General features: G+C 73.6%; 7 protein-coding genes. All 7 read left to right on the top strand.

Annotated features, from left to right (window positions below; genetic code table 11):
• The first annotated feature begins 30 nt into the window (after positions 1-30).
• The gene (locus tag DEU37_RS05995) at positions 31-696 is read left to right on the top strand and encodes a spermidine/putrescine ABC transporter substrate-binding protein (protein WP_121189700.1); all 666 of its coding nucleotides are present in this window, start codon (positions 31-33) and stop codon (positions 694-696) included.
• Between the two features lie 118 nt (positions 697-814).
• A complete protein-coding gene (locus DEU37_RS05990) occupies positions 815-1,960 on the top strand; it encodes a serine/threonine-protein kinase (protein ID WP_121189699.1) in 1,146 nt (381 codons plus the stop codon).
• On the top strand, positions 1,960-7,905 hold the full coding sequence (locus DEU37_RS05985) for an Ig-like domain-containing protein (RefSeq protein ID WP_121190015.1): 5,946 nt from the start codon (positions 1,960-1,962) through the stop codon (positions 7,903-7,905). Before DEU37_RS05990 ends, DEU37_RS05985 begins: the two co-directional genes overlap by 1 nt.
• Positions 7,906-7,920: 15 nt before the next feature.
• Complete coding sequence (locus DEU37_RS05980; RefSeq protein WP_121189698.1) at positions 7,921-8,886, top strand: MoxR family ATPase; 966 nt, start codon at positions 7,921-7,923, stop codon at positions 8,884-8,886.
• Positions 8,887-8,909: 23 nt separating this feature from the next.
• Entirely contained in the window at positions 8,910-10,259 is a 1,350-nt protein-coding gene (locus DEU37_RS05975) for a DUF58 domain-containing protein (RefSeq protein WP_259457168.1), read from the top strand.
• Complete coding sequence (locus DEU37_RS05970) at positions 10,256-12,697, top strand: transglutaminase domain-containing protein (protein WP_121189696.1); 2,442 nt, start codon at positions 10,256-10,258, stop codon at positions 12,695-12,697. The genes DEU37_RS05975 and DEU37_RS05970 overlap by 4 nt, the downstream gene beginning before the upstream one ends.
• Positions 12,694-14,454, top strand: coding sequence for an FHA domain-containing protein (locus tag DEU37_RS05965; RefSeq protein WP_121190014.1), 1,761 nt, complete (start codon positions 12,694-12,696; stop codon positions 14,452-14,454). Before DEU37_RS05970 ends, DEU37_RS05965 begins: the two co-directional genes overlap by 4 nt.
• The last annotated feature ends 260 nt before the right edge of the window (positions 14,455-14,714 follow it).

Raw genomic sequence — 14,714 nt, 5'->3', positions numbered from 1 at the left:
GATCGGCGCGGATGCCGCAACAATGGAGCCGTGGAGCGGTCGATCGAGACCCAGGTCAGCCAGGCGGTGGACGCCTGGCTGCGCTGGCTGCCGCGCTGGGAGCCCGCCACCCACCGCGGGCGCGTCGCGCCGTGCCGCCGCTGCTTCGGCTCGCCGGTGCTGTCGGCCGCGGGCCTGGGGGCGGATGTTCCGCACGGCGTGCAGCATGGGCTCTCGACCCGCATCAAGACGATCGTCGATCATGCCGTCGCGGAGTACACGTCGCGGAACCTCCCGATGCTGCAGGCCGAACTCGACCAGCAGGCCGCCCGCAACCGGGCGCGCAGCTACCGCCCCTCGGAAGGGCTCGACCCCGAGTTCGAGGGACTTCCCCTCGATCCGGATCCGGTCCCGGGAGCGCCGTTCCTCTTCACGATCGGCGGGCTCGCGGAACAGGAGGACGCCGACATCCCGGCCTTGCCGCCGCTCAGCGATGATGCGAAGGCGGCCCTTCGCCAAGAGGTCGGACTGGCCGACGATTACGCGAACATGGTGGGTCGCGAGGTCTGCGCCGTGCTGCTGCACCATCGCCTGCGTATCCAGGCCGCTATCGCGCAGTACGTCGAGCCGCAGATCGCCGCCATGCTCGAGGAGCTCACGCGCTCGCTGGATGCGCCGTTCGAGCCGAACGCCGACCCCGGCCTTCCCGAGCTCTGATCGGTGCCGGCTCGACGCGGTGCGGAGCGGGCGCCGCGGTGTGTCGAGGTGGCTTTGTTAGCATGGCCGGGTTCCCGAGGTCGTCGGGAATGGGGTCGCGAGATGACTGAGGGGTGCCATGACGCGCAGGCTCCCGTCTGCGCCGCCGCAGCTGCCGGGGCTCGATTACGTGCGGCCGCTGGGATCCGGCGGCTTCGCCGACGTCTTCCTCTATCAGCAGGACATGCCGCGGCGTGCGGTCGCGGTGAAGGTGCTGCCGGCGGGCGAGCGTGACCCCGATCTGCTGCGGATGTTCAACGCCGAAGCCGACGTTCTGGCGCATCTGTCGGCGCACCCGGCGATCGTCACGGTCTACCAAGCGGGAATCTCCGCCGACGGACGCCCGTACATCGTGATGGAGTACTGCCCCGGCTCGCTCGCGCAGCGCTATCGCATCGAGCGGATGCCGGTGGACGAGGTGATGGCCGTCGCGGTGCGTCTGGCCGGGGCACTCGAGTCCGCGCACCGGGCGGGGCTGATCCACCGCGACATCAAGCCGAGCAACATCCTGGTGACCAGTTTCGGGTCGGCGGTGCTGGCCGACTTCGGCATCTCCGCGTCGTTGCAGCGCAGCGCGGCATCCGACGTCCTCGCGATGTCGATCCCGTGGAGCGCCCCGGAAGTCGTCGCCGAGCACAGCGGTGGCACGATCGCGAGCGAGGTGTGGAGCCTGGGCGCGACCGTGTACTCGCTGCTGGCCGGGCACAGCCCGTTCGAGAGGCGCGAGAAGGATCAGAACACCCGCGAGCTGATGCGCCGCCGCATCGCGCGGGCGACATTCGTGCCGATCGCCCGCCCGGATGTGCCCGACGCGCTGCAGCAGGTCCTCGCGACGGCGATGACCCGAGACCCCGACCGTCGCTACGCCTCGGCGCGGGAGTTCGGCGAGGCCGTCCGCGAGGTGCAGCGCGCGGCCGGGATCGCGCCCACCCCGCTGGAGGTGCCGACGGAGGAGTGGATGCCGGCATCCGACGCGATCGATTTCACCGACGTGTCGGCGCGCGGGCCCGCGCGCAGTCGCGTGGCGGAGGGGCGCCGGCGCACGACGCCGGACGCCACGGCGCGTCGAACGCCCAGCGCGGACGAGGACGCGACCGGTCTGAGCGCCTCCTCCCCGCGCGCACTGTGGTCACCGCGGGTGATCGCCCTCTCGGTCGTCGGCGCGCTCGTCGTGGGCGGCGGACTGCTTGCCGCGGGAGCGGCGCTGTGGACGGTGATCCGCTGATGAAGCGGGGTAGCGTCGTCGGTCTCGCCGCTGCGGGAGCGGCCTTGGCGCTCATCGCCGGGGTCAGCGTGGTCTGGCCGGGACTTGATGCCCAGCGCACCCCGCCGCAGCAGAGCACGGCGTGGGTGCTGCAGGCCGACACCCTGCGCTATGCCCGTGTGAACACCGCCATCGGCGAGATCGACACGGTGCGTGCGGTCAGCAACCCGAGCCGCATCGTGACCTCCGACGACGGTGCGTACATGTTCACCGACAACGATGCCAAGGTCGAGCGCATCGACGACGCCGCACCGGTCGATCTCGACGCCGAGGGGCTGCGCTCGGCGACGCCCGCGCCGGCCGGGACGGCCGACATCGACGCCTCCGGCGACGTCGTGGCATACCGCACCGACGCGGGGGCGGTGTTCGCGGGACGGCTGTCGGCCGGACCCGCCGCGCCGATCGAGGTCCCGGCATCCGCCGCCGTCGCCTCCTCCTCGTCGGGAGTGGTCTTCAGCTACTCGGCAGCGGCCGGCACCGTCTCGCGGATCGACCTCGCCTCGGGAAGAGTGGTGGCCACCGACACCGTCGCGGCCACGGTGGAGCGCCCCGTGCTCACCGCGGCCGGTGACGACTGGGTGCTCCTGGACACCGCCGGCAGCGGCGCGGGACGGTTCTGGACGAGCCGCGGGCAGGGCTCCGTGTCGCTGACGGGCGCCGTCGCGGTCAGTCGCGCCGCGGTCGACGGCGATGCCGTGTACGTCGCCGATGACACCGGGCTGGTCCGCATCCCGGTCTCCGGCGTCGCGGCCGAGCGCATCTTCGGCGACAGCACGACCTCGCGCGGCACCCCCGCCCGCCCGGTCAGCCGCGGCGGCGTCGTCAGCGCCGCATGGCTCGCCGAGGGCACGCGCGGCGGCACCCTGTGGACCTCCACGGGCGGGGATGTGCCCCTGGACTACGGCGGGCAGGGACTGGGCTCCCAGCGGCGTCCCGTCTTCGTGGATGCCGGCGACAGCGTGATCCTCAACGACGCGCGCTCGGGGTGGGTCTGGTCGGTTCCGGATGGGCGGCTGCTGCCCTCCAGCCAGAACTGGGACATCGAGGACGAGGTGCAGACCGCGCCGAAGACCTCGGATCAGAAGCCGCCGCCCATCATCGACCCGCGCCCGCCGGTCGCCGAGAACGATGAGTTCGGCGTGCGTCCGGGTGCCCTCGTGAGTCTTCCGGTGCTTCTGAACGACCACGACCCCAACGATGACGTTCTCGCCGTCGACCCGGCCTCGGTCGCCGGTCTCGACCCCGCGTTCGGCACCGTGACCACCACCGACGACCGCCAGCGCCTCGCGGTGCGCGTCGCCCCCGGAGCGAGCGGGTCCGCCACCTTCACCTACGCGGTGACCGACGGCACCACGGCGAACGGGCTCGTGTCGCCGCCGGCGACGGTGACACTGCGCGTGGCCGCCGAGGACGAGAACTCCGCGCCGGTGTGGTGCGGCGTCGAGGGATGCCGCCAGGACTGGCCGAGCCCCGAGGTGGCTCCGGGTGGCACGGTGACCGTTCCGGTGCTCGGGGACTGGGTGGATCCTCAAGGCGACCCCGTCCTGCTGCTGTCGGCGAGCGACGACTCCGGTCTCGGCGAGGTCGCGACCACCCCGGAGGGCGACGTCGTGTTCCAGCACCGCGACGCCGGAGTGGACGGCGAGCAGACCGAGTCGATCACCGTGACGGTCGCCGACGTCCGCGGCGCGACGGCGACCCGGCAGCTCGTCGTGCGCATCCGGGGTGACGCGCAGCCAGCCCTGCAGTCGTTCGCCGTCGTCGATGTCGCCGGTTCGCGGGTGTCGGTCGATGTCGCTCCGCACGTCACGGGCACCGCCGGCGACCTCACGCTCACCGCGGCGCGCGTGCTCGACGACGCGGCCGCCACGGCGACGGTCGTCGGCGGCTCCACCACGTTCGATGTCGTCGCGGCATCCCCCGGCGCCTACCGTGTGGCCGTCACGGTGTCTTCCGGAGGGCACGAGGCCACCGGCACGGTCCGGCTCACCCTGCTCGACCCGGCGGGTCCCGCCGATCTGTCGACCTCGCCGGTCGTCGCCTTCGTGCGTCCGCAGGCCGATGCCACCGTCGACGTCCTCGCCGCGGTCACCAACCCCACCCGACGGGTGCTCCTGCTCAGCGATCTCGTCATCCGACCGGTCACCGGCGCGTCCCTGTCGGCGGATGTCGTGGCCCAGAGCCAGTTGCGTGTATCGGGCTCGACGGCATCCGGAGAGTCGGGTCTGCTGGGGACCGTCTCGTACCGGGTCGGCGACGGGACGACCGACGAGGGGTCGGCCGTCACGGGCGAGGCGACGGTGTACCTGCTGCCGCCCGCCTCCGAGCAGGCGCCGATCGCCGTCGACGATCGTGCCATCGTGCGCGCCGGTGCACAGATCGACATCCCGGTGCTGGACAACGACGTCGCCGCGGTCGGCACGCGCCCCCGTCTGGACCCCGAGTCGATCGTCGCGTCGCGTCCCGACGTGCTCGCCTTCGCCGCCGGCGATGTGCTGCGGGTGCTGGCCCCCGCGTCGCCCGGTGACCTCACGATCTCCTATCGGGCGTTCACGACCGGCGCGCCGGCGCTCGGCGACACCGCGACGGTCCACCTGAGCGTGGTCGGCGACGGAGCGAACCGCGACCCCCAGCCCCGGGCGCTCTCGGGCCGGGTGCTCAGCGGACTGTCCACGGTCATCGCGTTCGACGGGTTCGGGATGGATCCGGACGGCGACGTCGTGCGCCTGGACCGTATCGTCGATCAGCCCGCGCACGGCTCGGCCGTGATCTCCGCCGACGGTGCCTCCATCGTCTACTCGAGCGACGCCGGCAGCTCAGGACAGGACACGTTCACCTATCGGGTCGTGGACCCCTCCGGCGCCTCCGGTGTCGGAACCGTCCGCGTCGGGGTGCTGAGCGGCGATGCCAGCCCCGCTCCGATCACCTACACCGACTACGTGCAGGTGCAAGCCGGTGACGGCAACGTCCTGCGTGTGCATCCCCTCGCCAACGACATCGATCCCCTGCAGGGCACGCTGACACTGCAACGGGTGCGCCCGGACGTTCCCCAGTTCGCGCTGGACGGGTCGCCGACGGCGGAGTACACCCGTCTGCAGCAGCGCCTCGTCGCGCAGAGCGACGACACGGTCACGATCGCAGCGGGGCCGACGCCCGGGACGATGTCGTTCCTCTACGACGTGGTCTCCTCCGCCGGCAACACCGCCCGGGGCCTCATCGTCGTGCGGGTGGTCGCCCAGCGCGTCGCCGACTTCCCGGTCGTCTCCGACACCGTGCTCGACGCCGACGGGCGCGCCGACCTCGCACGGGGTATCGACGTGCTGGCCGGCAAGGTGCTGTGGTCGGGCGGTGACGCGGGCGAGCTGTCGGTGGGGCTGTGGGGCACGGCGGACGGCATCACCGTCGAGGGGACGCGCCTCGTGGGCACCGTCGATGATCGTGCCCACCTGATCCCCTTCTCGGTGACCGGACAGACGTCCGCCGGACCGGTGACGACCTACGCGTTCCTGAGGATCCCGGCTGCTGCCGATACGCCGTTGGCGCTGCGCGCCGGCGCGCCGCCGCTGACGGTCGGCGAGAACGCGCAGGCCGACGTCGATCTCGCCTCTCTGGTCACCGTGCCGCGCGGTCGCGCCCTGGAGCTGTCGGGCGAGACCCGCGCCTCGGGCGCGCGGCCCGGTGCATCCTGCACGGCCGTCGGGGCCACCACCCTGCGCTACACGGCCGGAGCGGACGCGCCGTGGACGGACACCTGCCGCGTCCTCGTGCGCCTCACCGGGCAGCCGTCGTGGACCGTCCTGTCGATCCCGGTCGTCGTGACCCCGATCGCCCCGCAGCCACGGCTGTCTCCGGCCGCGCTGGAGGTCGCGCCGGGCGACACCCAGGTCTTCGACCTCGGCGCGATGACCACGTGGCAGGGGCGACCCGAGGCGATCGTCTACCGGGTCGAGGGGACCCCGGCATCCTTCGAGCTGAGCCTGCAGGGTGCGCAGCTGAGCGTCCGGGGCCGTGATGCGGCCGCGCCCGGAACGATCGAGAGCGTCGTGGTCCAGGTGACCTCCCACCCGGGTGTCGCACCGGCGCGGATCTCCCTGCGGGTCGGTGCCGCCCCGTCCACGCTGCCGCAGGGGGGTTCCGTGCAGCAGCAGTGCAGCCAGGCGTCGGGCACCTCGTGCACGATCGATGTCGTCGGCGCAGCCGGCGAGGTCAACCCGTTGCCGAGCACACCGCTGCAGGTGGTCTCCGTCGCCCCGGCGGGCGTCTGCACCGGCGTGAGCTTCGCGGTGGTCTCGCCCAGCCGTGTCTCCGCAACGTGGACCTCGGATGCGCCCGGTGCGACATGTGCGGCGAGTTTCACCGTCCGCGACGCCCAGGGACGCCAGAGCGCGAGCGCCCGAGACGGACGGATCCTGCTCGACCTGCAGGGCTACCCGAAGGCCCCGGCGAGCGTGGCGCAGTCCGCCTACGCGGACGGCTCGCTCACCCTCCGGGTCGATCCGGGGCCCGCGCAGGCCGCCTACCCCGCGCTCACCGGGTTCGAGGTCCGCCAGGCCGGCCAGCGCGTGGCCGTGTGCACGCCGCAGGGCATCTGCCCGCCGATCAGCGCCCCGAACGGAGAGCAGCGCTCGTACGAGGCTGTCGCGGTGAACGCGGTGGGCACTTCGCTCACCGCCGTGCGCACGACCGCCTGGGCGTACGATCCGCCGTCCGCTCCCACGGGCGCGACCGCGGCTCCCGTCGTCGCCGGGGCCGACGGCGGCGTCGCGTCGCTGGCGATCTCCGGGGTGGATGCCGCGAACACCGGGTCGTTGCAGATCACCAGCCCGGTCGGTGAGACGCAGACGATCGCCGTCGGCGCCACGCAGACCGACATCACGGTGCCCGCGTTCCGGGTGGGCGCCAACACGGCGACCGAGGTGACGATCACGCCGCTGTCGCGGTACACGGCTCCGCCGGGTCTTCCCGGTCCCGCCATCGGCTCCACGACGGTGTCGGCGCACGGCATCGGTGCGCCGACGCAGGGCGCGCTGACCCTCACGGCCGTCAACGTCGGCGGAGGCCGGGTCGACATCACGGCGGTGGGCACGGCGGCGCCGGGCGGCGACGACGCCCGGGTGCGTTACGGCATCGTGCGCCTGGACGGTCCCGTCGGTCAGGACGGCGCGCCCGTGTCGGCCGACAGCTGCCGCACGAGCGACGACGGCGGACAGCGGGTCTTCCGGGGCCTGCCGGACGGGCGCCTGTACACCTTCGCCCTCTGCGCGGAGTCGTGGTTCGGTTCACGCTCCTTCGGTCGGGCCACCGTGACCAACACGGTGCGCGCGACGCAGAGCGGTGCTGCGCCCACCGGCTACACCTTCGTGGTCGGTTCCACCGCGCACGTCGCCGGCGACGGCACCCCCTCGGGTCGCGCCACGTGGACGATCGATCAGACGCCGACGTCGCCCGAGACTCCGCCGAACGACAACAACGTGGTCTTCCGGGGACTGCCGAGCAGCGTGTTCGACAACGACCCCCAGATCCAGGTGCGCTACGAGCACAAGGACGGATGGTGGCAGTCGGCGTGGGGCGACGTGACCCCCGCTGCCGGCAGCGCGCCGTATCAGGTGCAGGCCTCGTGGTCGCTCGGCACGTGCACCGGCGGCACGACGCTCTCCCGCACCGCCAGTTCGAGTGGCTCGGATGCCGCGGTCACCTTCGATCCCGCTGCCATCCGCTATTACGACAAGAACGACACGCTGCTGGCTCCCGGCACGGATCCGTGGACGGTGCCCGCGAACGCCGCGCGCGTGGCCGGCATCCGCGTTGTCGTCGACTGGTCCGGGCAGGGCTGGAGCCTCGCCCCCGCGAGCGCGGAGCTCGCCACACGCTGTACGCCCGCCGCCGCGCCGAACCCGGCCGGCTGACCCGACGGAGTCCTCATGACGATCACCACCGAGCAGGCGAGCTGGTTCGCCCAGACCTTCGCGCAACTGGCCGACAACGTCGAGCGCGCCGTGCTCGGCAAGCGTCACGTCGTCGAGCTCATCCTGACCGCCATGCTCAGCGAAGGCCATGTGCTCATCGAGGACGTGCCGGGCACGGGCAAGACCTCCCTCGCCCGCGCCGTGGCCCAATCGGTGCAGGGGACGACGACCCGCATCCAGTTCACCCCCGACCTGCTCCCGGGTGACATCACCGGAATCACCGTCTACGACCAGAAGACCGGCGCGTTCGAGTTCCACGCCGGCCCCATCTTCGCCAACATCGTCCTCGCCGACGAGATCAACCGCGCAAGCCCCAAGACGCAGGCGGCGCTGCTGGAGGTGATGGAGGAGGGGAGCGTGACCATCGACGGCGTCACGCGTGCCGTCGGCGCCCCCTTCCTCGTGCTGGCCACGCAGAACCCGGTCGAGCAGGCCGGCACCTACCGGCTGCCGGAGGCCCAGCTCGACCGCTTCCTGCTGCGCACGGCGCTCGGCTATCCCGATCACGCGGCGACGGTCCGCATCCTCGACCGCGCCGCGGTCGCGATCGCCGACCTGTCGCCCGTGCTCACCCCGGGCGCGCTGGTCGGGATGAGCGAACTGGCCGCGGACGTCTACGTGGACGCGCTCGTGCTCGACTACATCGCGCGCCTCGTCGACGCGACCCGGGCCGCCGACGAGGTTCGCCTGGGCGTCAGCATCCGCGGGGCCCTCGCCCTGACGCGGGCCGCGCGCACGAGCGCCGCCGCCCACGGACGCACCTACGTCACGCCCGACGACGTCAAGCGGCTCGCGGTCCCGGTGCTCGCTCACCGGCTGATCCTGCACGCGGAGGCCGAGTTCGACGGCGTCGCCCCCGAGGCCGTCATCGGTCAGGTCCTTCTCGACGTGGCGCCGCCCACCCGCCGGGACAGCGCGTGAGCAGCGGCGAGAGTCGGTCGTCCGTGACCGACACACGGCTCACCCGGACCTCGGCCACCAGCCTCACCGGCGAGCGGACCGAGGTCACGGCGCGGCGCGGCCGTCGCCTGGTGGGTGCGGCCGTCCGCGCCTCGCGGGCCTGGGCGAGCGGGCGCGCGGCCGTCCGCGCCGCCACCGCGTGGTGCCGCGCGACGATCAGGCCCGCCGGGGCTCTGGTGGTGCTGACGGCGACCGCGGGCCTCGCGGCAGGGCTCGCGTTCGGATGGGTCGAGGCCCTCGTCGCCGGCGCGGCCGCGGCGGTGCTGCTCGTCATGGCCCTGCCCTTCCTCCTCGGGGCCCGCGCGTACGAGGTGCGCCTCGTGCTCGACCGGGAGCGCGTCGTCGCGGGAGCGGCGGCGCGGGCGACCGTCGCCGTGCGCAACATCGGGCGCGCCACAGCGCTGCCCGGCCGCATCGACATCCCGATCGGGCCCGGACTGGTCGAGTTCGGCGTTCCGATCCTCGCCGCCGACGGGGTCTCCCGGCACGCGGTGGAACTGCCGCCGCAGCGTCGCGGCATCGTGCGCATCGGTCCGGCGACCACGATCCGCTCCGACCCGCTCGGGCTGCTGTGCCGCGAGCACGCTTTCGACGACGTGCAGGAGCTGTTCGTCCACCCGCGCACCGTCGCCGTGCCGTCCACCAGCGCCGGACTCATCCGCGACCTCGACGGCAGTGCGACACGGCGCCTCGTCGATGCGGACATGTCCTTCCACGCGATCCGCGAGTACGCGCCCGGTGATGCCCGCCGACAGATCCATTGGAAGTCGACGGCGAAGACGGGCCGGCTCATGGTCCGGCAGTACGAGGAGTCGCGCCGCTCGCGGATGGCGGTCGTGCTGGGACTGTCGAGCGCGGAGTATGCGTCCGACGACGAGTTCGAACTCGCCGTCAGTGCGGCATCCTCCCTGGCCCTGCGCGCCGTGCACGACGCGCGCGACCTCGACATCGTCGTCGGTGCCGAGATCCCGCGCGTCGTCCGGGGACGCCTGCGCGCCATCCGCCACATCGCCGCGGGCGCCCCGCGCGCCGTGCTCGACGGCTTCAGCGGCGTCGATCGCCTCGTCGAGACGATGCCGTTCCCGGAGGTGTGCCGGCTGACCGCCGAGGCCAACGAACGGCTCTCGGTCGCTGTCCTCGTCGCCGGCTCGGGCGTGCCTCTCGCGGCGCTGCGCCTGGCGACGCTGGCCTTTCCGGTGGATGCCGCGGTCATCGCCGTCCGCTGCGACGAGCGCGCCCACCCGCGCGCACAGACGGTCGGTCCACTCACCGTCGTGACCATCGGCGCACTCGAGGATCTTGCCGGACTGCTCCTGCGCGGAGCCCGGTCGTGAGGGTCGTGGCCGGCGCGCTCTACGCGCTCGCCGCCGTGGGGCTGGCCGCGGTCGCGGCGTGGCCCGTCTACCGGTCCGGATCGTTTCTGCTGCTGGTGATCGCGGCATCCGTGCTCGCCGCCGCCATCGCGGCTCTCGTCGCCTGGCGGCGGTGGAACGGGTGGGCCGCGGCCGGACTGCTCGCCGGCGCCGTCCTCGTGGCGGGAGTACCCCTGGCCGTCCCCTCCCGTGCGGGGGCGCCGGCACCGTTCCTCCAGGGACTGGGAGAGCTCGCCGCGGGGCTTCTGTGGGGATGGAAAGACCTGCTCACCGTCGACCTGCCGGTCGGGTCGTATCGCAACCTGCTGGTGCCGGCGCTCGTGGTGTTCCTGGTCGGTACGGCCAGCGTGCTGCTGCTGAGTTGGCGCAGGGACGTGCTCGCCGTGCTCGCCGTGCCCGTCGCGATCGCGATGGCCGGCTTCGGGCTGCTGTTCGGCAGCACCGAGGTCAGCGCACCGCTGGTCATCGGCCCCTTCCTCCTCCCTGCCCCGGTCGAGACGGCCGTGGGAGCGGGAGTGCTGCTGACCGGCGTGCTGTGGTTGTCGTGGCGCAGCCGCGCCGCGCGTGTGCAGGCTCTTCGTCGGGCGTCGGGTGCAGCCCGCGTGCGGGTGGCCGGCGACGCCGCGCGGGGTGCGGGCTCGCGACTGCGCCGGCTCGGGCTCGGCGTCGGCATGGTCGCCGTCGCCGCGGCCGTCGCCGTCTCGGTGCCGGCGGTGGCGGTGCCGGCGCAGCGCGACGTGCTGCGCGAGGCGACGGGACCCCGTCAGGAGATCTCCCGTGCGATCAGCCCGTTGAGCTCGTATCGGACGCTGTTCGCCGACGCGCGCGTCGACGAGGAACTGTTCCGGGTCACCGGCGACGCTCTTCCCGACCGGGTGCGACTGGCTGTCCTGGACGATTACGACGGCGCGGTCTGGCGCACCGATCCGGCCGGCGAGCCGTTCGTGCGGCTTGCGGCGGCACGCGTTCTCGGTGAGGGGGCTCCCATCGACGCCGAGGTGACGATCGGCGCGCTGGACGGCATCTGGATGCCGACGGCCGGAGCCGTGGCATCCGTCGACTTCGCCGGGCCGCGCGCCGCCGCACTGGCCGACGGCTTCTACGTGAGCGGCGCACGGGAGGCGGCGGTCGAGACGGCCCCCTGGAGCGCCGGTGACACCTACCGTCTCCGCGCTGCCGCGCCGGCGGTGAGCGCCCTGTCTTCGGCCACTGCTCCCGGGGGGCAGGCGGGAGTGTCGGTGACCGCCGCCGATGGCAGCGAACTGGTGGCACCGGCGAGCCTGCGCACCTGGGTGCAGCAGCATGCCGTCGGCACGGGCGGGGCGGCTCTGGACGGCCTGGTCACGCTGCTGCGTTCGCGCGGCTACCTGAGCCACGCGCTGCGCCCGCCCGCTGTCGGCGCCGCTTGGATGCAGCAGCTCGGGGCGGGCTACACCTTCGCACCGAGCGCGTCGGGACACTCGCTGGCGCGCATCGACGCCATGTTCACGGCGCTGCTGGCCCGCGAGGCCGACCCCGCCGCCGTCGCCGCGGACGACCTCGTGGCCGCCGTCGGCGACGACGAGCAGTTCTCGGCCGCCGTCGCGCTCATCGCCCGTGAGCTGGGCTTTCCGGCGCGGGTGGTCGTCGGCACGCGCCTCACGTCGAGCGACCCGGATGCCGCGACCTGCGCCGGCGGGGTGTGTCGCGCCGGCGACGTCTCGGCGTGGGTGGAGGTGCGCGCCGCGTCGGGGGACTGGATCCCGGTCGACGTCACCCCCCAGCACGTGCGCCCGCCGCGCACCGAGCGCACCGAGCAGCCCGACCCCCAGATCGCCACCTCGGTGCGCCCCGACGGGGTCGACGAGGTGCAGCCCCAGCGTCCCGCGCAGGAGGACAGTGCCGCACCGACCGACCGCTCCGACCCTCTCGACCTGCGCTGGCTGTGGACGACGCTGGGCATCACGGGAGGTGTCCTTGCGGTTCTGCTCGTGCTCGCCGGTCCGTTCGCGGCGATCGTGATCGCCAAGGCGCTGCGGCGGCGCCGGCGGCGGCGCCAGGACCGTCCCGCCGACGCGATCGCCGGGGGTTGGGACGAGTACCTCGATGTCGCGATCGACGCCGGTCGCCGCCCGCCACCGGCCGCCACGCGTTCCGAGATCGCACAGGCGCTCGCGCGTCCGGCGGCGGGCGCGCTGGCGCGCACCGCCGACGAAGCGGTGTTCTCCGCCCGCCCGATGGCCCCCGACGAGGCCGATGAGTTCTGGCGGATCGTCGAGGACGAGCGTGCTGCGCTCGCGACGAGCAGGTGGCGCCGGCTGCGTGCAGCCGTATCGTTGAGATCGTTCGTCCCGCGATCGTTCCGGTCACACTTCGAGAGGGGGAGCCGCGCGGCCTCGCGCCCGCGGCGCACCGCATGAACGCACCCATCGGCGACTCCGTCGGCGCTCTGCTGGGCCTCGTCGCCCTCGCGGTGGGCCTCGCCCTGTATGTCTGGACCGCACTGGCCCTGGCCGCGATGTTCCGCAAGATGGGCGAGGCCCCCTACAAGGGGTGGGTGCCCGTCCTCAACGTCGCCACCGTGCTCGGGTGGGGAGGGTTCAGTCCGTGGCTCATCCTGATCGGGCTGTTTCCGGTGCTCGGGCCGATCGCGCTGTGGGTGCTGGTGATCATCTCGGCTCACCGGATCAATCCGGGCTTCGGATACGGCGGTGGCATGACCGTCCTCGCGGCGGTGCTGTTCGTCGTCTGGGCGAGCATCCTCGGTTTCGGGCCCTCGCGGTGGCTCGGCGCGCGCGCGAGCGGCGCGGCGGCGGCCTCGCGCGAGCAGCCCCGCGCGAGCCTCGGGGGAGTGTTCGCCGACCTGGCGCCGACCCCGCAGGAGGCCGCGGTCGTGTCTGAGCTGCCTCCGGGGCCGGCGCCCCTGGCGGCAGCGCCCGACGCGGCCGTGCCGGCCGGGCGCTCCGAGGGGGCGCGCGAGGACGACGATGACCTGGCACGGCTCTTTGCGCCTCCCGAGGCCGCCGCCGCTGTGGCGTGGACACCGCCGGAGACGACGGTGCCGCCCTCGCCCGCATCGCCCGCAGCCGCGCCGCCCGCAGCCGCGCCGCCCTCCGCAGACGCGGTCCCCACCGCGCGCGCCGCGGGAGCCGCCGACGCCGATGCGCTCGACGATCCTGCCGCCTCGCCGTCGCCAGCCGCCGTGGTCCGCCCGCCGGCGCCCGTGTCGGCATCCGCCGCCGTCCGCGCCGGAGAAGCCGTCGACGACGACGCGGCCTGGCCGTCGGAGATCGACGACGTCTCGGCGATCGCGCCGTCCCCGTTCCCACCCAGCTCGGGTGCCGGCTGGCGCCACGCCATGCCGCCGGTCACCGACGATGCGCCCATCGACTTCGTGCCGGGCCGGCGCAGCACCGCGCTGCCGTCGCCGCACGACGCCGCCGAGACGACGGGAGCCGAGGCGCCCGCGCCGCGGGTGTCCGCCGCCGCAGCGGCGGCGCGCGCCTCGCAACACCCCTCGGCCGACACGGCCTCGGACATCCCTGTCTCCGCGGCACCCGGGTCCGCGCCCGCCCCCGCAGCGGACCCCGCCCCCGCGCCCGAGGTCACGCCCGACGCGGCGGAGCCGCCGCTGCGCCGCGCGCGACCGTGGCCGGCGTTCGCGGTCGCTCCGAACGAGCCCGACGGCTTCCCGGAGCTGTCGGGCGAGGTGTCGGCGGTCATCGGCTCTCCGGCTGCAGGATCGCCGCGTTCGGCCGCGGGCGCGGTGGCCGCCCAGCACCTCCGCGGCGAGAGCGCCGACGACGACATCGACCAGACGGTCATCACGCGGCGGGTCCGCGCGGCGGTGTGGCAGCTCGTCCCGGCATCCGGTGCACCGGTCGCGATAACGGCAGACGTCGTCATCCTCGGGCGCCGCCCGGCCGCCGACGCGGCCTTCCCGAAGGCCCAGCTCATCGCCGTTGCGGGCGAGGCCCTCACCGTGTCCAAGACCCACGCCCGTCTCGAACGGCACGACGAGGTCTGGACGATCACCGATCTGGCCTCGACGAACGGGGTGCTCGTTCGCACCTTCATGGGCGAGGAGGTCGAGGTGGAGCCGGGCTCGAAGATCGACGCGGGGGAGCGGTTCTTCCTCGGCGACGAGGAGTTCCACCTCGCGCGCATCGAACGCTGAGACGAGCGTCGCGAGAGCAGAGCGCGACTCACCGGGCGCGTTTGCCCGAGTTCGTCATACGGCGTAGTATTGACCGGGTGTGCGTATACGCGCGCCGTCCGCCGTGCCACGGCATCCGGACGGGGTTCGGCACACGATCGGGACCGGTCTGCGAACAGGCCGCCCCCACGGCATATCCACCACCCAATGCTCGGCATCCGCCGTGCCGGTGGATCTGTGGTGAAACCACCATCGCTGTCACCGTGCAGCACCTGTGCAGG

The sequence above is a fragment of the Microbacterium sp. AG790 genome, assembly GCF_003634765.1.
In the GTDB taxonomy this organism is placed as follows: domain Bacteria; phylum Actinomycetota; class Actinomycetes; order Actinomycetales; family Microbacteriaceae; genus Microbacterium.
Note: the sequence above shows the minus strand (reverse complement) of the source record. Positions and strands in the feature narration are given on the sequence as shown.